18 protein-coding genes are annotated in these 18,259 nt (G+C 66.2%); 7 read left to right on the forward strand and 11 right to left on the reverse strand.

The genetic code is table 11. The features are described 5' to 3' along the window. From gspD to gspG, 9 genes are all read right to left on the reverse strand, one after another. A complete protein-coding gene (gene gspD, locus BLR24_RS19210) occupies nucleotides 1–2,331 on the reverse strand; it encodes a type II secretion system secretin GspD (RefSeq protein ID WP_093019774.1) in 2,331 nt (776 codons plus the stop codon). A 2-nt stretch (nucleotides 2,332–2,333) separates the two neighbouring features. Further along, entirely contained in the window at nucleotides 2,334–3,134 is an 801-nt protein-coding gene (gene gspN, locus BLR24_RS19215; RefSeq protein ID WP_093020178.1) for a type II secretion system protein N, read from the reverse strand. Nucleotides 3,135–3,145: 11 nt separating this feature from the next. Beyond that, a complete protein-coding gene (gene gspM / locus BLR24_RS19220) occupies nucleotides 3,146–3,682 on the reverse strand; it encodes a type II secretion system protein GspM (protein WP_093019776.1) in 537 nt (178 codons plus the stop codon). Beyond that, complete coding sequence (gspL, locus tag BLR24_RS19225) at nucleotides 3,679–4,890, reverse strand: type II secretion system protein GspL (RefSeq protein ID WP_093019778.1); 1,212 nt, start codon at nucleotides 4,888–4,890, stop codon at nucleotides 3,679–3,681. The genes gspM and gspL overlap by 4 nt, the downstream gene beginning before the upstream one ends. A gap of 135 nt (nucleotides 4,891–5,025) precedes the next feature. Continuing rightward, nucleotides 5,026–6,039 carry a type II secretion system minor pseudopilin GspK gene (gspK, locus tag BLR24_RS19230; protein WP_093019780.1) on the reverse strand — a complete coding sequence of 338 codons (1,014 nt, stop codon included), beginning with the start codon at nucleotides 6,037–6,039 and terminating at the stop codon, nucleotides 5,026–5,028. Then, a complete protein-coding gene (locus tag BLR24_RS19235) occupies nucleotides 6,036–6,719 on the reverse strand; it encodes a PulJ/GspJ family protein (protein WP_093019782.1) in 684 nt (227 codons plus the stop codon). Before BLR24_RS19235 ends, gspK begins: the two co-directional genes overlap by 4 nt. Continuing rightward, complete coding sequence (gspI, locus tag BLR24_RS19240) at nucleotides 6,719–7,096, reverse strand: type II secretion system minor pseudopilin GspI (RefSeq protein WP_093019785.1); 378 nt, start codon at nucleotides 7,094–7,096, stop codon at nucleotides 6,719–6,721. Before gspI ends, BLR24_RS19235 begins: the two co-directional genes overlap by 1 nt. After that, nucleotides 7,093–7,557 carry a GspH/FimT family pseudopilin gene (locus BLR24_RS19245; protein WP_093019787.1) on the reverse strand — a complete coding sequence of 155 codons (465 nt, stop codon included), beginning with the start codon at nucleotides 7,555–7,557 and terminating at the stop codon, nucleotides 7,093–7,095. Before BLR24_RS19245 ends, gspI begins: the two co-directional genes overlap by 4 nt. Next, on the reverse strand, nucleotides 7,532–7,972 hold the full coding sequence (gene gspG, locus BLR24_RS19250; RefSeq protein ID WP_093019789.1) for a type II secretion system major pseudopilin GspG: 441 nt from the start codon (nucleotides 7,970–7,972) through the stop codon (nucleotides 7,532–7,534). Before gspG ends, BLR24_RS19245 begins: the two co-directional genes overlap by 26 nt. A gap of 49 nt (nucleotides 7,973–8,021) precedes the next feature. On the opposite strand from gspG, the gene BLR24_RS19255 reads away from it, so the two are divergent. Next, the gene (locus tag BLR24_RS19255; protein ID WP_093019791.1) at nucleotides 8,022–8,648 is read left to right on the forward strand and encodes a type II secretion system protein N; all 627 of its coding nucleotides are present in this window, start codon (nucleotides 8,022–8,024) and stop codon (nucleotides 8,646–8,648) included. A 27-nt stretch (nucleotides 8,649–8,675) separates the two neighbouring features. Here the strand turns inward: BLR24_RS19255 and ilvA are convergent, their stop codons facing one another. Continuing rightward, nucleotides 8,676–10,289 (reverse strand): threonine ammonia-lyase, biosynthetic, encoded by a 1,614-nt coding sequence (gene ilvA, locus BLR24_RS19260; protein ID WP_093019793.1) that lies wholly within the window; start codon nucleotides 10,287–10,289, stop codon nucleotides 8,676–8,678. A 276-nt stretch (nucleotides 10,290–10,565) separates the two neighbouring features. Here ilvA and BLR24_RS19265 point away from each other — a divergent pair, with 276 nt between their 5' ends. Continuing rightward, entirely contained in the window at nucleotides 10,566–11,015 is a 450-nt protein-coding gene (locus BLR24_RS19265; protein ID WP_093019795.1) for an OsmC family protein, read from the forward strand. A gap of 14 nt (nucleotides 11,016–11,029) precedes the next feature. On the opposite strand, the gene coq7 is transcribed toward BLR24_RS19265, so the two are convergent. Then, entirely contained in the window at nucleotides 11,030–11,659 is a 630-nt protein-coding gene (gene coq7 / locus BLR24_RS19270; RefSeq protein ID WP_093019797.1) for a 2-polyprenyl-3-methyl-6-methoxy-1,4-benzoquinone monooxygenase, read from the reverse strand. 282 nt (nucleotides 11,660–11,941) lie between these two features. On the opposite strand from coq7, the gene BLR24_RS19275 reads away from it, so the two are divergent. The 5 genes from BLR24_RS19275 to BLR24_RS19295 all read left to right on the forward strand — a co-directional run bounded on the left by BLR24_RS19275 (nucleotide 11,942) and on the right by BLR24_RS19295 (nucleotide 18,249). Further along, nucleotides 11,942–13,186, forward strand: coding sequence for a porin (locus BLR24_RS19275; RefSeq protein ID WP_093019799.1), 1,245 nt, complete (start codon nucleotides 11,942–11,944; stop codon nucleotides 13,184–13,186). A gap of 194 nt (nucleotides 13,187–13,380) precedes the next feature. Beyond that, nucleotides 13,381–14,361: an ABC transporter permease gene (locus tag BLR24_RS19280; protein ID WP_028259794.1), complete on the forward strand. Its 981-nt coding sequence runs from the start codon at nucleotides 13,381–13,383 to the stop codon at nucleotides 14,359–14,361. A 1-nt stretch (nucleotide 14,362) separates the two neighbouring features. Beyond that, complete coding sequence (locus BLR24_RS19285) at nucleotides 14,363–15,631, forward strand: M20 aminoacylase family protein (protein ID WP_093019801.1); 1,269 nt, start codon at nucleotides 14,363–14,365, stop codon at nucleotides 15,629–15,631. Between the two features lie 34 nt (nucleotides 15,632–15,665). Continuing rightward, nucleotides 15,666–17,255: an ABC transporter substrate-binding protein gene (locus BLR24_RS19290; protein ID WP_093019803.1), complete on the forward strand. Its 1,590-nt coding sequence runs from the start codon at nucleotides 15,666–15,668 to the stop codon at nucleotides 17,253–17,255. Between the two features lie 82 nt (nucleotides 17,256–17,337). Further along, nucleotides 17,338–18,249 carry an ABC transporter permease gene (locus BLR24_RS19295; RefSeq protein WP_055802303.1) on the forward strand — a complete coding sequence of 304 codons (912 nt, stop codon included), beginning with the start codon at nucleotides 17,338–17,340 and terminating at the stop codon, nucleotides 18,247–18,249. The last annotated feature ends 10 nt before the right edge of the window (nucleotides 18,250–18,259 follow it).

Consider the following 18,259-nt stretch of genomic DNA (forward strand, 5'->3'; position numbering starts at 1 on the left):
TCAGGGCAGTTCGCGCGAGGTGGTCGGGTCGGCCGTGGGCGGCAAGGCGCCGCGCAGCGGGCTCGGGCGCAGGGCGCGCGGGTCGGCCGGCGGGCGCGGCGGCGGAATGAGCTGCGTGCCCTGGATGCGCTCGCTGCTGTTGCTATTGCTGCTGCTCGTGCGATCGGCCGAACGCGGCGCCGGTGCTTCCGGCAGCACAGGGGCGGAGCCCACACCGCGCAGCATGATGTTGTCGGTGTTCGGCTGCGCGCGCTGCTGCATGCCGCGGATCTCGTCGTAGCGGTCGTACGAAAACGCTTCGGCCGAGGCGCCGTCGCGCATGACCGCTGGGCGCAGGAACATCATCAGGTTGCTCTTGGTGCGCGAGCGCACTTCGTTCTTGAACAGGTTGCCGAACACCGGAATGTCGCCGGCCAGGGGCACCTTCTCGATCGTGTTGTTGTAGTCGTCCGAGAGCAGGCCGCCGAGCATCACCAGGCCGCCGTCTTCCACCAGCACGCTGGACTCGATCGAACGCTTGTTGGTGGTCGGGCCGTTGGGGTTGTTGACCGTGTTCTGGTCGACCGTCGAGGTCTCCTGGAAGATGGTCATCTTCACGGTGCCGTTCTCGTTGATGGTCGGGCGCACGCGCAGCGTGAGGCCGACGTCCTTGCGCTCCACCGTGGTGAACGGGTTGATGCCCACCGATCCGGAGGTGCTGGCGTACTGGCCAGTGACGAAGGGCACGTTCTGGCCGATGACGATCTTGGCTTCTTCGTTGTCCAGCGTCAGCAGGTTGGGCGTGGAGAGCACGTTGGCATCGCCGTCGCTGTTGAAGAAGTTGGCGATGGCGCCCAGGATGTACTGCCCGCCGATCTTGCCGGCAATGCCGAGATTAAGGCCCGTCGATGGCCGCACGTTGGCCACGTCGCGCGTGGCCAGGGCCTGCGTCAGCGCGAGGATGTTGGCGCTGGCCAGGCTCGAGTTGGTGCCGATGACCGCGTTGTTGCCGAGGGCGCTCTGCCACTGGACGCCGAAGTTGGCGGCCTTCTTGGCGCTGACCTCGACGATCAGTGCCTCGATCATGACCTGGGCGCGCCGGCCGTCGAGCTTGTCGATCACCGCGCGCATCTGCCGGTACTGCGGCTCGGGCGCCGTGATGATGAGCGAATTGGTCGACGGATCGGCCTGGATCTGGCCACCGGTCGAGGGCTGGTTGGCATTGTTCAACGGCGCGTTGGCGGCGGCCGAGCCGCTCTGTCCGCCGAGGCTGGCCTGCTGCATGGTCTGCGGGATGTTGGACTGTTGCTGCTGCGCCTGACCGACGCCGCCCGCGGCCCCCGGCGTGCCCGGGATGCCGGGCAATTGGTTCGCGGCCATGGCGGCGCGCAGCGTGGCCGCGAGGCGCACCGCGTCGGCGTTTTTCAGATAGACCACGTAGATGTTGCCCGCCGCGCCGTTGCTGCTCTCGGCCGGGGCGCGGTCGAGTTTCTCGACCAGCGTGCGCACCAGCGAGGCCCGCGCCGGATTGGCCGCGCGCAGGATGAGAGCGTTGCTGCGTGGATCGGCCAGCAAAGTGGTGCGGAACGACGCGTCGGCCGCGCCCGGCGCGGCGGCGCCCGGAGTTGCGCCCGAACCGCTGCCGTCCACCAGCCGCGTGATCAGCGGCAGCATGTCGGTGGCGACCGAGTGCTTGAGCGGGATCACCTCGATGTCCGACGCATTGGGCACGTCGAGCGCCGCGATGATGCGCGCCAGCCGGCGCATGTTGTCCGCGTAGTCGGTGATCACGAGCGAGTTGTTGCCCGGGTTCACGTTGATGGTGTTGTTGGGCGGAATGAGCGGGCGCAGCACCGGCAGCAGGCTGTTGGGCGACTCGTAATTGAGCCTGAAGATCTGTGTGACGATCTGGTTGCCACCCACGGAGCCTGCGCTGGGCGTGGCGGTGTTGACGGTCTGGGTCTGGAGCTTGGCGTCCGCTTCGGGCACCACCTTGTAGAGCCCCTCGGCCTCCACCACCGCAAAGCCCTGCAGGCGCAGTGCGGAGGCGAACTGGTTGAACGCGGCGGCAGGGGCGATGGCGCGGTCGGTGACGAGGTTCATCGTGCCCTTGACGCGCGGATCGACCACCACGTCGCGGCCGGTGACCACGGCCATGGTGCGGGCCACGGCCTCGATGTCGGCGTTGGCGAAGTTGAGCGTGATGGGCTCGCCCCGGCGCGGCGCATCGGGACTGCCGGCTTGTGCGAACGCGGGCGGCACGGCCTGCATGAAGGTGGCGGCAATCAGCATCTGCGCTGCGAGTGCAACGATGCCGAGGCGGCTGCCGTGCGAAGTCAGTGGCTTCTTCATGATCAACCCAGGGTGATGATCGAACGCGCGTTCTCGCGCCGCCCGATGATGTTCAACAAATTGGAAAGTGCGTCTTCGCGGCCGGCTGCGGCGTTGGCTTCGCCGTTGAAGCGAAAGGCGGTGCCGTTCCAGCTGCCGCTGCCGTTCAGCTGCAGGCTGCCTTCGCGGGTGCTCAGCAGCAGGCTCGGCCGGCTGCCGCCTTCGAGCGTGAGGCGGTAGCTGCCCATCGGCTTCAGGGTCGAAAGGCTCGACGACACGTCGGTGGCGTCGAGCGTCGCCTGGCCCGCAATGCGCAGCACGGGGCCGTCCCACTGCATCGACAGGGCCTTGGTGGAAAGGTCGAGCGTGCCCTCGAGCTTGAGCGTGTTCCAGGGCGCGCCCAGGCCGGCCAGCAAGGTGGCGGGCCAGCGCGAACTGCCGTCGCCCCATTGCAGCTGCATGCCGTCCGCGCGTGGGCTGGCCTTGAGTTCGAGCGGCCGGGCCGTGCAGCAGGGCAGGTCGAGCACCGCGAACATGCCGCTCCAGGTGGGCCGCATGCGCCAGTTGAGCGATCCGGGCAGCGACACCGCCTCGGCGCCGCCGGCACCGCTTGCGAGCACCACCGCCGCGGCGCCGTTCCAGACTGTGCCGCGCGGGTTGACGAGCAGCAGGCGGCCCTGGCTCCAGTTCGACAGCGCCGCGGCCAGCCACCGGGCCGGTGCGAACAGAACGAGCGCGAGCAGCGCGCCAACCGCGATGCCGAGCAGGGCCCAGCGCCAGCCGCGGCGGGGCGCCGGATCGGAAAGGGAAGGGCGCGTCACCATGGTGGGCGTGCTCAACGGGCCGCGGGCAGCGCCATCACCAGCGTGCCCTCCCAGCGCACCTTGGCGGGTTCGGAGTCCTTGTTGCCCGCGGCCGGTGGCGCAGCGGTGGCCGCGCGGGTCAAGTGGGCTTCGCGCGGCACGGCATGGGCATTGCCGCGCGCCTGCGCGAGCCATTGGGCCAGGGCATCGGCCGGCACGGCGCGCAGCGTGACGGTGGCAGCGCCGTCGCCGCTGGCCGTCATGAGCTGGGCATTGCTCCCCATGCTTTGGCGCACCGAGGTTTCGAGGCCGCGCAGCGCGTCGTCGCGATTGAGGCGGGGTTGCGCCTGCAGCGTCTTGGCGCGGTTCTGCAAGGTGGCCATCTGCTGCAGCTGGGCATCGAGCCGTGCGTGTTCGGCCCGCGCCGCGGCCAGCGTGCGCAGTGCGGGGGCGAGCGCAATCCACCACAGCAGCGCGAGGACGACGAGACCGGCCGCGATGGCGACCATGCGCCGCTCGCGCAGATCGAGGGAAGCCCAGCGGGCCCGGAGTGGTTCGGCGAAGTTCATCGCGAAACCTCGGCCTGCACCAGCAGCAGATCGCCTTCGGCGCGCACGCTGTAGCCGCGCGGCCCCATGGCGCCTGAAAGCCGCGTGAGCTCCGAAGGCTGCAGGGCCAGGCCGCGCAGGCGCAGCTGCCCGGCGCTGTAGTCGATGGCGCTGGGCGTGCGGCCAGGCGGGAGGTTGGTGGCGAGCGCGCCGATCATCGGTTCGAAGTCGCTGCCCGCGACGTCGCCCACCGCCTGCTGAAGCGCCGCGACTTCGCGCGCCATCTGCACCGGCGCATCGACCACCAGTTTCACGGAGGGAAAGGTCTGGGTCAGCATGGTCTTGACGGCCTGCCGCTTGGCCTCGAGTGCATTGCGCTCCTTCCAGGCCCAGGCGTTGAGGCCGATCAGCTGCGTGAGCAACAGCGCGATGACGCCCCAGCGCGCGGCGCGCCACTCGGGTGCATAGCGCAGCGTCTGGACGACGGATGCGAATTTCTTGCCGGCGCGGGCGCGGCCCGTGACGGCGAGGTCGAACTGCGCGAGCTCCCAGGGCGAGCGCGCAGCCTGGAGCCAGCGTTGCGGTGCCTGCACGATGGGCAGGCGGCGCTCGAGCAGATGCTCGGCGGCCTCGGCGACGGCGGGTTCGGCGGCGATGACCGCGGTGTCGAGCGGCAGGCTGCCGGCAAGCGCCAGCCCGGCCCCGGCCAGCGGCAGCGAGACCACGCCATCGGCGTCGCACACGGTGAGCTGCGGCGCCTCGGCCTCGCCGGTGACCTGCATCAGCGGTGGCCCGTTGGCAGGTTGCGGCGCGAATTCGGGAACGATGCGCACCACGCGCCGCCCCGTCGATTCGAGGCCCTGCACGAGGCTGCGTAGCCAGATGCGATTACAGGCCGCCACCCAGACCGGCGCGCCGGCCTTGGCCTCGGGTTCGAGTGCGAAGTGCAGGGCTTCGGGCTCGTCGAGCAGTTGCTCTTCGAGCAGGCCGTCGAGTACGGCGCGCAGTTTCGAGGTGCTGCCCATGCTGCCCTTGGGCAGCGTGACCCGGTGCCAGGAAAGCGCCGCCGCGGGAATGCCGAGCATGACCTCCGTGCTGGCCGGCAACAGCGCGAGCAACGCACGGCCGTGGTCGCGCAACGCGATGCCGTCGTCACCTGCCTGGGCCCAGTCGTACTCGCCGGCGGTGTCGGCCGGAGGGAGGGGGGCAATGAGCAGCAGCGGTGTCATTTCGATTTCGGAAGGGCGGGTGATTGTAGGGTTGCGTCTGTTGGATGAGTGCTACTTTATTTGTAGCGTGTGACGTAGATGCGACGCGGGCCGTAGGATTTTTGAGTGCAATAAATTGGTAGAAGAAGCCGCGACTCAGGGTTTAGCCGGAGGGGCGGTCATGCCGGCCCCGCGATTGCGCCAGATCGTCTTCACAGTAATGCCGTCGCGTTGCAGGAGCGAGCGTTCTTCCACCCAGGTGCGGTCGAGCCGCAGCTTGCCGTAGACCTCGAAGAACTGGGTGCTCACGCTGTGCTGGTTGGCGTTGAACTGGGTGCCGCCATTCGGAAGGGCGGTGTTGGCGTCGGCGATCTGCTTGAAGAACGAGCGGGTGCGTTTTTCCACCACCTGGCGCGCATCGCTGATGCTCAGCGACGGCAGGCTGGCGCTGATGGCCTCGGCACTCGCGGTGTTGATGTTGAGCGGCGTGCGCACCGGAAGGACCGTCACGTAGGGCTCGAGGGCGGCCGCGGTCGAGGGCGAAAGGCCGAGCCACACCAGCTGCGAAACCTCCTGCGGCATCAGCGGCGCCGCGCCGGCATCGCCGCCGCCCGCAGCATCGGTTCCGGTGGCGAGCGCGCGCACCAGCGAGGCGGTCATCGCGCTGAGCTCCGAGGCTGGCAGGCCCAGGATGTTGAACAGCTTGGTGAAGGTGGCGACGCTCGCGGGCACCGGCTTGTTGCCGTCGACCAGCGACAGCACGTTGAGCTTGGATTGCGCATCGACGATGCGGCCCGACAGAAAGGCGTCGGGCAGCCCTTCGAGGTTGTCGCTGGCCACGTTTTTCTCGGCCGAGAGAAAGCTGGCGAGCCTTGCTTCCGCGAGCGGCACGGCCCAGGGTTCGGCCAGGTGGTCGGGCCCGCCGGTGAGGGCGTCTTCGCGCAGGATCAGGCGTGACCAGTCGAGCGCGCCGACCAGCACCCACGCCGCCTGCACGCGTCCGCGCTCGGCGGCCTCGACCTCGGACGAGCGCCATTGCTGCCACAGCGCGGCGGCGGAAAAAGTGGCGACCAGCATCACGGTCAGCATGGCCGCGAGCAGCGCAGCGCCGGACTGGCGCCCGGTGCTTGCACGCGGGCGGTTCGCAGAGAAAGGGAGAGGTGCCGTCACGATCGCGGCGCTCCCACCGTCGGCTTGACCCAGTCGCGTGTAATGGCGCCCGCCAGCCCGTCGCCGGGCGACAGGTTCAGCACCAGGCGAACGCCGTCAGGCATGTTCACGATGGCGCCTGTGGGGTTGACGGGGTTCGCAGGGTTGGACGTGCCGCTCGGCAGCTCGCCCGCCGGGCTCCAGGTGTTCTCGCGGAAATAGAAGAGCTGCCAGCCGTCGACCGGCATCAGGGCGGTTTCTCCGCCGCCGCCTTCTTGCGCCCAAGAGGCGGCCATGTTCCAGGCCTGCTGCCATTCGCCGCGCGTGGTGAAGGGCTGCGACTGCCAGCGCCGCCAGCGGGTGCCGTCGACTCCCGAGCGCAGCGTCCACGCCACCACCAGCATGGCGGGTGCGGCCGCATCGCTGCTGCGGCGCGTGAGCCGCAGCACGCGACCATTCCAGTCGATGGGTCGGGTTTGCGCGAGCGCGGTCACGGCGTCGAGGTCCGCGCTCCATTGCGCCAGCGTGGTCTGCAGTGTCAGCACGGCGTCGGCGCGCTGCTGGTTCTGCGTGGTGGCGCGCGACATGGCGTCCAGCCCGCGCCAGCTCATGATTGCCAGCAGCGCCATGACGGCAATGGCCACCAGCAGCTCGATCAGGGTGAAACCCCCGCGGGTTCGCCGGCTCGCGAAGCGGTGCATCAGAAGCGGCCCACCACGGTCGAGATGCGCAGCACCGGCGCGTTGACCTCATCGCGCACCTGCACGTCGACGCGCCGGAAGTTCGGGTTGAGCGTGGCGATGGTGGAGGTGGTGACATTGAAAGAAACGCCGGCCTGCACGCAGATGGAGCCTGAATCGCCCACGGCCGGCATTTGCCGCGCGAGCCGCGCCTTGGCGAGTTCGTTTTCTGCGCACAGGTCGGCCAGCAGCAGGTCGGACTGGCGCTGCGCATTGCGGGTGAGCGACATCGTGGCCTGCGACCCGGCCGCCAGCGCCAGCGCGACGATGCCGAGCGCAATCAACACTTCGATCAGCGTGAATCCGCCGCATGCCGACCGGCGCGCGTTCGTTGTCATGGCGTGCTCACGGCGAACGGCCGCAAGCCATCGGTGGCAACACGCAGCGAACGTGCGGGCGGCCCTTCGGAATAAAGGACGATCTGTTGCGCGGCAATGATCGGATCGGGCCCGAGCAGCACGGCGGGAATCGGGGCGCCGTTGGCCAGCGCGGCCTGGGCGCTGATGCCGCTGGTGGTCCAGCCGTTGGGCAGGGCGTCGGGCGGCAGGCCCTCGAACACGAAGCTGCCGCCTTCCACCAGGCGCCATCGCACTGCGACGCCGCTTGCGCGCGACTGGGCGCGCGCCGATTCGAGCAGCGCCGCCAGCCGGTCGGCCTCGCGGTCGAGCCGGGCCGCGCTGCTGTCGCGCATCGCGAAGGTCACGCTGGCGGTGGCCATCGCGATGATCGCGATCACCACGATCAGCTCGAGCAGCGTGAAGCCGCCGGTGCGCCTACTGCCAGCTGCCGATGTCGGCATTCTTGCCTTCGCCACCGGCCTGGCCGTCGGCGCCGAGCGATAGCACGTCGATTTCGCCCTTGATGCCCGGGTTCATGTATTGGTACGGATGACCCCACGGATCGTTGGGCAGCTTTTCGACGTACGGCTTCCAGTTGGGCGCGGCCGGGCCGGCGGTGGGCCGCACGAGCAGCGCCTGCAGGCCTTGCTCGGCGGTGGGGTAGCGCTGGTTGTCCAGGCGATAGAGCTTGAGCGCCTGCATCAGGTTGTTGATGTCGGTCCTGGCGGCGGTCACGCGGGCGTCGTCCGCGCGCTCGATCACGTTCGGCACGATCAGCGCGGCAAGCACGCCGATGATGACCAAAACCACCATCAATTCGATCAGCGTGAAGCCGCGCTGGGCGGTGCGGGTGGCGTCGCGAAGGATTTTTTTCATAGCTTGGATGACATGGTTCGGAAGGCGCGCTGCATGATAATCCGCGGCCATGACAAGTCCCTATTCCGCCGCGCGCTGGCACGCCCCTGTTGCAACCACGGGACTCTGGGCGCTGGCCGCCGGTGCGGCGGTGTTCTGGGGATTGCGGCTCGCGAGCCCGGCCCAGCCCGTGGCCGCGGCGGCCACGATGCCCCGGGCGTCGGTTTCGGCCGACGCGGATGCGGTGGCGCGCCTCCTCGGCGCGGTTTCGGCATCGGAAGCGGCACCCACGATGCCGGAGGCCGCCAGCCGCTTTGCGTTGTCGGGCGTGGTGGCGGATCCGTTCAACCAGGGAGCGGCGCTGATCTCCATCGACGGCAAGCCCCCGCGCCCGTTCCGCGTCGGTTCGCGCGTCGGCGACAACTATGTGCTGCAGTCGGTGGGGGTGCGTACGGCGACGCTCGGCGCCAGCGCAGCGGGGCCGGCGGCGTTCACGCTGCAATTGCCAGTGCGGGCGCCGATCAGCGTCGGAAGCCCGGCGCCTGCGGGAATGACGCCTTCGCCACGGCCCAGCGGGCTGTTTCCCGCCACGGTGCCCGCCGTGGTGGCGCCGCCGCCTTCCGATACGGCTGCGCCGCCGCAGCAGATGCCTCCACCGGCGCCTGCGCCGCAGCCCCCTGCCCAACTCGCACAGTAGAGGCGAGTTGCGCAGGCAGGCGCTCGGTCAGGCCTGCAGGAACAGGCGATACGCAGGATTCGCCGTTTCCTCGACGTACGGGTAGCCCAGCGTTTCGAGGAACGCGTCGAAGGCCGCCGCATCGCTGGCAGGAACCTGCAACCCCACCAGAATCCGGCCGTAGTCGGCGCCCTGGTTGCGGTAGTGAAAGAGGCTGATGTTCCAGTTCGGCCGCATCAGGCTCAAAAACTTGAGCAACGCGCCCGGACGCTCCGGAAAGACGAAGCGCAGCAGCCGCTCGTCATGGGCAAGACCTGTGCGCCCACCCACCAGATGCCGAAGATGTTCCTTGGCTAGCTCGTCGTGCGTGAGATCGAGCGCATCGAAACCGTGGGCAATGAACGTCTGTGCGATGGTGGTCGATTCGCCGCGAGTGGACGTGGTCAAGCCCACGAACACATGGGCCTTGGCCGCATCGCTGATGCGGTAGTTGAACTCCGTCACGTTGCGCGGCGCGCCGCCGGTGGAGTCGGTTTCCTTCGATTCGATGGCCGGCATCTCGCCCACCAGTTCGCAGAAGCGGCGAAAGCTGCCGCGCTCTTCGGGAATGGTCACCGCGAACAGCGCCTCGCGCTCCTCGCCGACCTCCGCGCGTTCGGCCACGAAGCGCAGCCGATCGAAATTCATGTTGGCCCCGCACAGGATGGCTGCGTAGGTCTCGCCGTGGCGACCATGCCCGGCCACGTACTGCTTGATGGCGGCCACCGCGAGCGCGCCGGCCGGCTCGACGATGCTGCGCGTATCGACGAACACGTCCTTGATGGCCGCGCAGACGGCATCGGTATCGACCGCGATGTATTCGTCGACCAGGTTGCTTGCAATGCGGAATGTTTCTTCGCCCACGAGCTTGACGGCTGTGCCGTCTGAAAACAGCCCGACGTCGGGCAGGCTCACGCGCTGCCGAGCCGCCACCGATTGCATCATCGCGTCGGAGTCGTTCATCTGCACGCCGATCACCTTGATCTCCGGACGCACCGCCTTGATGTAGTTGGCCACGCCCGAGATGAGCCCGCCGCCGCCGATTGCAACGAAGACCGCGTCGAGCCGGCCCTGGTGCTGGCGCAGGATTTCCATGGCGATGGTGCCCTGGCCCGCGATCACGTCCGGATCGTCGAACGGATGCACGAAGGTCAGGCCCTGCTCCGCCTGCAGTTCCAGCGCATGCAGATAAGCATCCGAATAGCTGTCGCCATGCAGCACCACTTCGCCACCGAAACCACGCACCGCATCGATCTTGAGGCGAGGCGTGGTCACTGGCATGACCACCACGGCGCGCATACCCAGCTTGCGAGCGCCCAGCGCCACGCCTTGCGCGTGATTGCCTGCCGATGCGCAGATGACACCACTCGCGAGCTGCTCGGGCGTGAGGTGCGCCATCTTGTTGTAGGCGCCACGCAGCTTGAAGCTGAAGACCGGTTGCTGGTCTTCGCGCTTGAGCAACACGGTGCTGCCGAGCCTCTCGCTGAGCGCGTTGGCTTTCTCCAGCGCGGATTCGACCGCCACGTCGTAAACGCGGGCGTTCAGGATTTTCTTGAGGTAGTCGGCGGGTGTGAGCGCCGGAACAGGTGCGTCGCGCACGAATTTTTCCAGGGGATTGTTCATTTGATAGCCGACGATGATAAGAGCCATCGGCCAGCTTGCGACCCTTCATGCGCTCTCAACGGTTCCGGCAAGAAAAAAGCCCCGAGCTTTGCAGCTCGGGGCTAAATCCACCAATTGGAAGGGTGGAGGAGACAACCGGTGCGCACATGTTCGTGCGCGATGAAATAAAGTATATCGACTGTTTGTTGCGTTGCAACAAGCAAGTGACACTTTTCCCACACACAAGTTGATTTCAGCGACTTTTTTTGCTGAACACCCTGATTGGACCTGACGAAAATGGAATGCACAGTAACTTGGACCGGTGACGCCGGCACCCGTTCGGCCATGGGTTTTGTGGCCGAAACGGGCAGCGGCCATGTCTTGACGATGGACGGTGCGCCCGACGCGGGAAAACCGGAAAACGGGGGACAGAACCTGGCCGCGCGTCCCATGGAAACAGTGCTTGCCGGAACCGGTGGCTGCACGGCCTACGACGTGGTCCTCATATTGAAGCGTGGCCGCCACCGCGTGGAGCGCTGCAGCGTCAAGCTGACCAGTGAACGCGCCGAGAAGGACCCCAAGGTCTTCACGAAGATCCACATGCACTTCACCGTGGCGGGCAAGGGCATTCCGGCGGCGGCCGTCGAGCGTGCCGTCGCCCTGAGCCATGAAACCTATTGCTCGGCCAGCATCATGCTCGCGAAGACGGCCGAGATCACCACCAGCTTCGATCTGATCGAAACCTGAACCCCCGAAAGGCTTCAGATCCGGTGCGCCACCGTAGTCATCACGCGGGAGGCGAACCGCATCAGAGCCTTCGCCGGCGCCGGCAATTCCGCGGCACCGGCGTCGATAGCCTGCGCGGCATGCCGTGCTTCATCGACCTTCATCTGTTCGACCACCGCCCTCGATGCGCTGTCGGCAGGCGGCAGACGGCCCAGATGGCTGTCCAGGTGAGCCTCCACCTGGCGCTCGGTTTCGGCGACAAAGCCCAGGCTCAGCGGATCTCCCAGGCGTCCAGCCACCAGGCCCAGCCCGAAAGCGCCTGCATACCAGAGCGGATTCAAGACCGAGGGCCGCGCACCGAGATCGTCCAGCCGCTGGCGGGTCCAGGCGAGGTGGTCTGTCTCTTCATGTGAGGCTTCGAGCAGGCGGTTCCGGAGGACGGGATCGCGCGCCACCGCCGCCTGCGCGGTGTAAAGCGCCTGGGCACAGACCTCGCCCACATGGTTCACCCGCATCAGCGCACCGGCCTCACGCCGCTCCGAGTCGGTCATCTCGCCGGGTGCTTGAAGCGGGGTAGGCATGGCGCGCGTGGCATGCGGGCGGGCAAAAAGGGTGCGCAATGCCGCATCCGCCGCGGACAAGACGGGATCGAGCGATGAAGTCATGCCTCTATTTGAACGTATGGTGAAAAGACCAGGCGAAAACACTTGCTTCATTTCACATTGTGGTTTGTGAAGACCCCCAAGCCCTTTGTTGCACGACTGCAACGAAACGCACGGACCATCCGACATTTCGGGCGATTTGTTTTGCCCTGCCGCAGCGGCTCTGGTGCAATAGCATCAACTTCCCAAAAGGAGGTTGGCCCGGGGTCCGGTGGGAGCACAAAGTGCCAGTCACAGTGAGCCCTTCGCACCGGAGCCCTATGTTTAACCTTGGAGAAACTTGCAATGAAAAAATCTCTAGTTGCTCTGGCTGCCCTGGCTGTTGCCGGTGTTGCCTCGGCTCAGTCGTCCGTCACGCTCTTCGGTGTGGTCGACGCGTCGATCAGCGGCTACTCGAACACCTCGCGTGACCTGAACAATGCCACGCTCCTGAACCCGTTCTACCTGAACCAAGGTTCGGTCAAGACCAGCCGTCGTGAACTGGCGAACTCGGGCTACAACTCCAGCCGTATCGGCTTCCGTGGTACGGAAGACCTCGGCGGTGGCCTGGCTGCCAGCTTCTGGCTCGAAGCCCCGATCTCCAACGATGACGGCCAGCAAGGTATCGCGACGTTTGCTCGTCGTTCGACCGTGAGCCTGTCGGGTGGTTTCGGTGAAGTCCGCCTCGGCCGTGACTACACCCCGACCTTCTGGAACGACACCGTGTTCGATCCGTTCGGCACCAACGGCGTGGGCACGAACCTGGTTTCGACGGCCAACACCGCCTTCGGCAACTTCCTGACCCCGGCTGCTTCGACCGCTCCGTTCACCAACGTTGCCAACAGCAACTACGTGCGCTCCAGCAACAGCATCGGCTACTTCCTGCCGCCGAACCTGGGTGGTTTCTACGGCCAGCTGCAGTACGCTTTCAGCGAGAAGACCAAGTACGATCCGGGCACCGCTACGCCTGTCACCGCGAACACCTCGCGCGCTGGCCGTTACATTGGTGGCCGCTTCGGCTACGCAAACGGTCCTCTGGACGTCGCAGCTTCCTACGGCAGCAGCACGATCGGCGACCAGTACTACGTCGGCACCACGACCAAGGTCAACACGCTGAACCTCGGCGCTTCGTATGACTTCGGTCCCGTGAAGCTCTTCGGTGAAGTGTCGCGCGCCAAGAACAAGATCGACTACGAAGTCGAGCCGTTCCTCGGCGGCCGTGCTGACGTCGACCTGACCGGCTACCTCCTGGGCGTGACCGTGCCCGTCGGTGCTGGCCTGATCCGCGCTTCGTACTCGCGTGTCAAGACCGACTTCAACGCTCCTGAAGTGCTGTTCGCACCCGCAGTTGCCGACCCGAAGGCCAGCAAGCTGGCTCTGGGCTACGTGCACAACCTGTCGAAGCGCACGGCTCTGTACGCAACGATCGCTCGCATCAGCAACAAGAACGGCGCAGCCTACACCGTTGGCGGCCCTTCGTTCATCGCCAACAGCGTCTTCACCCCGAAGAGCTCGACCGGCTACGACTTCGGTATCCGTCACGCTTTCTAATTTGAGGCTGGCTTAAGCCAGCTTTGAATCGAAAGACTAAAAAGCCACTCGACGAAAGTCGAGTGGCTTTTTTATTTGGTGCGTCGCTGGTGCATCGGCTCAGGTAATACGCACCATCGGCGTGCACCCCCGGGGAACCCCCGTGCGGGCACGCACCTTGCACTGCTAGCATGCCGGTTCACTCTGTTTGTTGAATGATTGCCTTTGTCCTGCGCCGCTTGATCCAAGCCGTGATCGTCATGATCGCGGTCGCGTTCATCGCCTTTCTTCTCTTTCAATATGTAGGCGATCCCGTCGTCTTTCTGCTCGGCCAAGACGCCAAGCCTGAGCAGATCCGCGATCTGCGCGCCGCATTGGGGCTCGACCAGCCCTTCTTCGTGCAGTTCTGGCACTTTCTCGTCAACGCCGCACAAGGCGAATTCGGGCTGAGCCTGCGCCAGGGCGCGAAAGTCTCGCGCCTCATCGGCGAGCGCTTTCCGGCCACGCTCGAGCTCGCGCTCGTGGCCGCCGTGCTCGCCCTGTTCATCGGCATCCCGATGGGCGTCTACACCGCACTGCGCCGCGGCACTTTCCTTAGCCAGGTGTTCATGACCGTGTCGTTGCTCGGGGTGTCGCTTCCCACCTTCTTGATCGGCATCCTGCTGATCCTCGTATTTGCCGTGCTGCTGGGCTGGTTCCCGAGTTTCGGGCGCGGAGAAACGGTGCAATTCGGCTGGTGGAGCAGCGGTCTTTTCCGGGCCGACGGGTGGCATCACATCATCCTGCCGGCCGTGACGCTCGCGATCTTTCAGCTGACCTTGATCATGCGTCTGGTGCGTGCGGAGATGCTCGAAGTCTTGCGCACCGACTACATCAAGTTTGCACGCGCCCGCGGCCTCACGAACCGGGCCATTCACTTCGGCCATGCGCTCAAGAACACGCTGGTGCCGGTGATGACCATCACTGGCCTGCAGCTCGGCGGCCTCATTGCCTTTGCCATCATCACCGAGTCGGTGTTCCAGTGGCCCGGCATGGGGCTGCTCTTCATCCAGGCCGTGACCTTTGCCGACGTTCCGGTGATGGCGGCGTACCTGTGCCTCATTGCCTTGATCTTCGTGGTGATCAATCTCGTGGTCGACCTGCTGTATTTCGTGGTCGACCCGAGGCTGCGAGTCGGCAAGGCGGGAGGACATTGAGATGACGGTTGCCACCGCAGCACCGCGATTGCAAGCCTCCGGACGGGCGTTTGCGCACATCGCGAGCTTCTATCCGGAAATCACGGCGTTTCGCCGTGACCTGCACGCCCACCCCGAGCTCGGTTTCGAAGAGATCTACACGGCCGGCCGCGTGCGCGAGGCGCTGCGTGCCTGCGGCGTCGACGAGATCCACGACGGCATCGGCAAGACCGGCGTGGTGGGCGTCATCCGCGGCAAGTCCACGGCCAGCAGGCGAATGATTGGCCTGCGCGCCGACATGGATGCGCTCCCCATGCGTGAAGACAACGACTTCGGCTGGCGCTCCGCGAACGACGGCCTGATGCACGGCTGCGGACACGACGGCCACACCGCCATGCTGGTCGGTGCCGCGCGCTACCTTGCCGAAACGCGCAGCTTCGACGGCACCGCGGTGCTGATCTTCCAGCCCGGCGAAGAAGGTTTTGCCGGCGCGCGCGTGATGATCGAAGACGGATTGTTCGACCGCTTTCCGGTGCAGTCGGTCTATGCGATGCACAACTGGCCCGGCATGCCGGCCGGCACCGTGGGCATCAACCGCGGCGCCATGATGGCCGCGGCCGACCGCGTCACCATCGAGATCAAGGGCAAGGGCGGGCATGGCGCCCATGCTTACCAGACTATCGACCCGGTCGTGGTGGCCGCGCACATCATCACGGCCGCGCAAACCATCGTCTCGCGCAGCGTGCGGCCCATCGACGCGGCCGTCGTCAGCATCTGCGCGGTGCAGGCCGGCGACCTGGGCGCGATGAGCGTCATTCCGGGCGAGGCCACGCTCGTTGGCACCGTGCGCACCTTCAGCGCCCGCGTGCAGGCGCAGGTCGAGCAGCGCCTCGCCGAGCTGTGCACGGCCATCGCCTCGGGCTTCGGCGCCACCGCCACCATCAAGTACGAGCGCATCTATCCGGCCACTATCAACACCGCCCCCGAGGCGATGTTCGCGGCCGATGTGGCCGAGTCGCTGGTAGGTGCTTCCAATGTCGACCGCAGCATGGAGCCCAGCATGGGCGCCGAAGATTTTTCATTCATGCTGCAGCAAAAGGCCGGTGCCTACCTGCGCATCGGCCAGGACGCGAGGAACGGCGCCTTCCTGCACAACAGCCGCTACGACTTCAATGACGAGATCCTGCCGCTTGGCGCCGCATTGCATGCGGGGCTGATCGAGCAGGGCATGCCGCTGGCTGCTACCCGCAGCGAGCAGCCAAGGAAAGACGCCGCTACCGTGGCGCCTTGATGAATTTCCGATTCCAACCCGAGGAGTGTTCCCAATGAGTTTCCAGAAGAAGAAGGCGGCCGCGGTCGCAGTTTTGTGCGTGCTGGGCGCTACCAGCCTCTTGGCCGGTGCGCAGACCATCCGCATCGCGAACCAGGGAGATGCGCTGTCGCTCGACCCGCATTCGCTCAATGAATCGCTGCAGCTCAGCACCACCGCCAACGTCTATGAAACGCTGGTCGGCCGCAACAAGGATCTGAGCGTTGCGCCACTGCTGGCCACCAGTTGGAAGCAGACCTCGCCCACCGTCTGGCGCTTCGAACTGCGCAAGAACGTCCAGTTCCACGACGGCACGCCTTTCACCGCCGACGACGTGCTCTTCAGCTTTGCCCGCGCCGCCGGCGAAGGCTCCGACATGAAGTCGAACACCACCGACATCAAGGAAGTGCGCAAGGTCGACGCCCACACCATCGAGATCGAGACCAAGGGTCCGTTCCCCATCCTTCCCGACGTCATCACCCAGCTCATGATCATGAGCAAGAAGTGGTGCGAAGAGAACAAGGCCGTCACCCCGGTCGACCGCCGCAAGGGCATCGAGAACACGGCCTCGTTCAAGGCCAACGGCACGGGCCCGTTCCGCGTGCGTGAGCGCCAGCCCAACGTGCGCACGGTGTTCGTCCGCAATCCCACCTACTGGGGCAAGATCGAAGGCAATGCGCAAGAGATCGTCTTCACGCCCATTGCCAACCCGGCCACCCGCGTCGCGGCCCTCGTGTCCGGCGAAATCGACGTGATGGAACCCGTGCCGGTGCAGGACGTGGCGCGCATCAACGCCAGCCCCAATGCACGCGTCATTTCCGGTCCCGAGCTGCGCACCATCTTCCTGGGCATGGACCAGAAGCGCGACGAGCTGTTGTACTCGAGCGTCAAGGGCAAGAACCCGTTCAAGGACAAGCGGGTGCGCCAGGCCTTCTACCAGGCCATCGACATCGTCGGCATCCAGCGCACCGTGATGCGCGGGGCCTCGCGTCCCACCGCCCTGATGGTGGGCCCCGGCATCAACGGCTGGACCGAAGCGCAGGACAAGCGCCTGCCCTACGACGTCGAGGCTGCCAAGAAGCTGCTGGCCGAAGCCGGCTATCCGAGTGGCTTCGAGGTGACGATGAACTGCCCGAACGACCGCTACGTGAACGACGGCCAGATCTGCCAGAGCGTGGCTTCCAACCTCGCAAAGATCGGCGTCAAGATCAACCTCGCCGCGGAAACCAAGGGCACCTACTTCCCCAAGATCCTGCGCCGCGACACCAGCTTCTACCTGCTGGGCTGGACCCCGACCACCTACGACTCGCACAACGCGCTGACCGCGCTGACGGCATGCCCTGACGACAAGACCGGTGCCGGCCAGTTCAACCTGGGGGCCTACTGCAATCCCAAGGTGGACGAGCTGACCAAGAAGATCCAGTCGGAAACCGACAAGCCCAAGCGCGACGCGATGATCAAGGAAGCCTTCGAACTGCACGCCGCGGACGTCGGCCACCTGCCGCTGCATCAGCAGGCGCTCGCCTGGGGCGTCAGCAAGAAGGTGGCGCTGACGCAGATGGCCGACAACTACATGCCCTTCAAGTGGATGAGCATCAAGCCGTGATCCCGTCGGCCGCCCGCCGATGGGCGGCCTGAGTGGCTCGATCCTGGGCCCGCTTCTTGCGGGCCCATCCTTTTTTCTCACGATGAAAAAAACACTTGCCCGCTGGCTCGACAGCGATGTCGGCTACAGCTTTCGCACCTCGCCCGTCGCGATGGCGGCGGCGCTCATTGCGCTGGCTTGCCTGTTCTGCGCGGTCTTTGCAGGATGGGTCTCGCCGCACAATCCGTTCGACCTTGCAACGCTCGAACTGGGCGATGCGCGCCTGCCGCCCGCGTGGAGCGCCGAAGGCTCCTCCAAATACCTGCTCGGCACCGACGACCAGGGCCGCGACATTCTCTCGGCCGTGATCTATGGCGCGCGCATCTCGCTGATCGTCGGCATCGTGTCGGTGATGCTGTCGATCACGGTCGGCGTGGTGCTCGGCCTGCTCGCCGGTTTTCTCGGCGGCTGGCTCGACTCGTTCCTCATGCGCCTGTGCGACGTGATGCTGTCGTTCCCGCCCATTCTGGTGGCGCTGCTCATCGCCGGTGTCGGCCGCGCGTTGTTCCCCAATGCGCATGAGTCGTTGGCCTTCGGCGTGCTCATCATCTCCATCTCGCTGACCGGCTGGGTGCAGTACGCGCGCACGGTGCGCGGCTCCACGCTGGTGGAGCGCAACAAGGAATACGTGCAGGCCGCGCGCGTGACCGGCGTGGCGCCGCTGCGCATCATGCTGCGCCACGTGCTGCCCAACGTGATGGGGCCGGTGATGGTGCTCGCCACCATCCAGGTGGCAACGGCCATCATCACCGAGGCGACCTTGTCGTTCCTCGGCGTTGGCGTGCCGCCGACATCTCCTTCGCTGGGAACGCTGATCAGCATCGGCAACCAGTACCTGTTCTCGGGCGAATGGTGGATCACCGTGTTCCCGGGCCTGATGCTGGTGCTGATCGCGCTCAGCGTGAACCTGCTCGGCGACTGGCTGCGCGATGCGCTGAACCCGCGCCTGCGCTGAAAGAAAAAGG

The sequence above is a fragment of the Variovorax sp. OV700 genome (assembly GCF_900099805.1).
Taxonomy (GTDB): Bacteria; Pseudomonadota; Gammaproteobacteria; order Burkholderiales; family Burkholderiaceae_C; genus Variovorax.

What these genes read in the sequence shown, in the direction of transcription:
- gspD (WP_093019774.1), bottom strand. Translation starts at nt 2,331, where the DNA reads ATGAAGAAGCCACTGACTTCGCACGGCAGCCGCCTCGGCATCGTTGCA.
- gspN (WP_093020178.1), bottom strand. Translation starts at nt 3,134, where the DNA reads ATGGTGACGCGCCCTTCCCTTTCCGATCCGGCGCCCCGCCGCGGCTGG.
- gspM (WP_093019776.1), bottom strand. Translation starts at nt 3,682, where the DNA reads ATGAACTTCGCCGAACCACTCCGGGCCCGCTGGGCTTCCCTCGATCTG.
- gspL (WP_093019778.1), bottom strand. Translation starts at nt 4,890, where the DNA reads ATGACACCGCTGCTGCTCATTGCCCCCCTCCCTCCGGCCGACACCGCC.
- BLR24_RS19235 (WP_093019782.1), bottom strand. Translation starts at nt 6,719, where the DNA reads ATGCACCGCTTCGCGAGCCGGCGAACCCGCGGGGGTTTCACCCTGATC.
- gspI (WP_093019785.1), bottom strand. Translation starts at nt 7,096, where the DNA reads ATGACAACGAACGCGCGCCGGTCGGCATGCGGCGGATTCACGCTGATC.
- BLR24_RS19245 (WP_093019787.1), bottom strand. Translation starts at nt 7,557, where the DNA reads ATGCCGACATCGGCAGCTGGCAGTAGGCGCACCGGCGGCTTCACGCTG.
- gspG (WP_093019789.1), bottom strand. Translation starts at nt 7,972, where the DNA reads ATGAAAAAAATCCTTCGCGACGCCACCCGCACCGCCCAGCGCGGCTTC.
- BLR24_RS19255 (WP_093019791.1), top strand. Translation starts at nt 8,022, where the DNA reads ATGACAAGTCCCTATTCCGCCGCGCGCTGGCACGCCCCTGTTGCAACC.
- ilvA (WP_093019793.1), bottom strand. Translation starts at nt 10,289, where the DNA reads ATGAACAATCCCCTGGAAAAATTCGTGCGCGACGCACCTGTTCCGGCG.
- BLR24_RS19265 (WP_093019795.1), top strand. Translation starts at nt 10,566, where the DNA reads ATGGAATGCACAGTAACTTGGACCGGTGACGCCGGCACCCGTTCGGCC.
- coq7 (WP_093019797.1), bottom strand. Translation starts at nt 11,659, where the DNA reads ATGACTTCATCGCTCGATCCCGTCTTGTCCGCGGCGGATGCGGCATTG.
- BLR24_RS19275 (WP_093019799.1), top strand. Translation starts at nt 11,942, where the DNA reads ATGAAAAAATCTCTAGTTGCTCTGGCTGCCCTGGCTGTTGCCGGTGTT.
- BLR24_RS19280 (WP_028259794.1), top strand. Translation starts at nt 13,381, where the DNA reads ATGATTGCCTTTGTCCTGCGCCGCTTGATCCAAGCCGTGATCGTCATG.
- BLR24_RS19285 (WP_093019801.1), top strand. Translation starts at nt 14,363, where the DNA reads ATGACGGTTGCCACCGCAGCACCGCGATTGCAAGCCTCCGGACGGGCG.
- BLR24_RS19290 (WP_093019803.1), top strand. Translation starts at nt 15,666, where the DNA reads ATGAGTTTCCAGAAGAAGAAGGCGGCCGCGGTCGCAGTTTTGTGCGTG.
- BLR24_RS19295 (WP_055802303.1), top strand. Translation starts at nt 17,338, where the DNA reads ATGAAAAAAACACTTGCCCGCTGGCTCGACAGCGATGTCGGCTACAGC.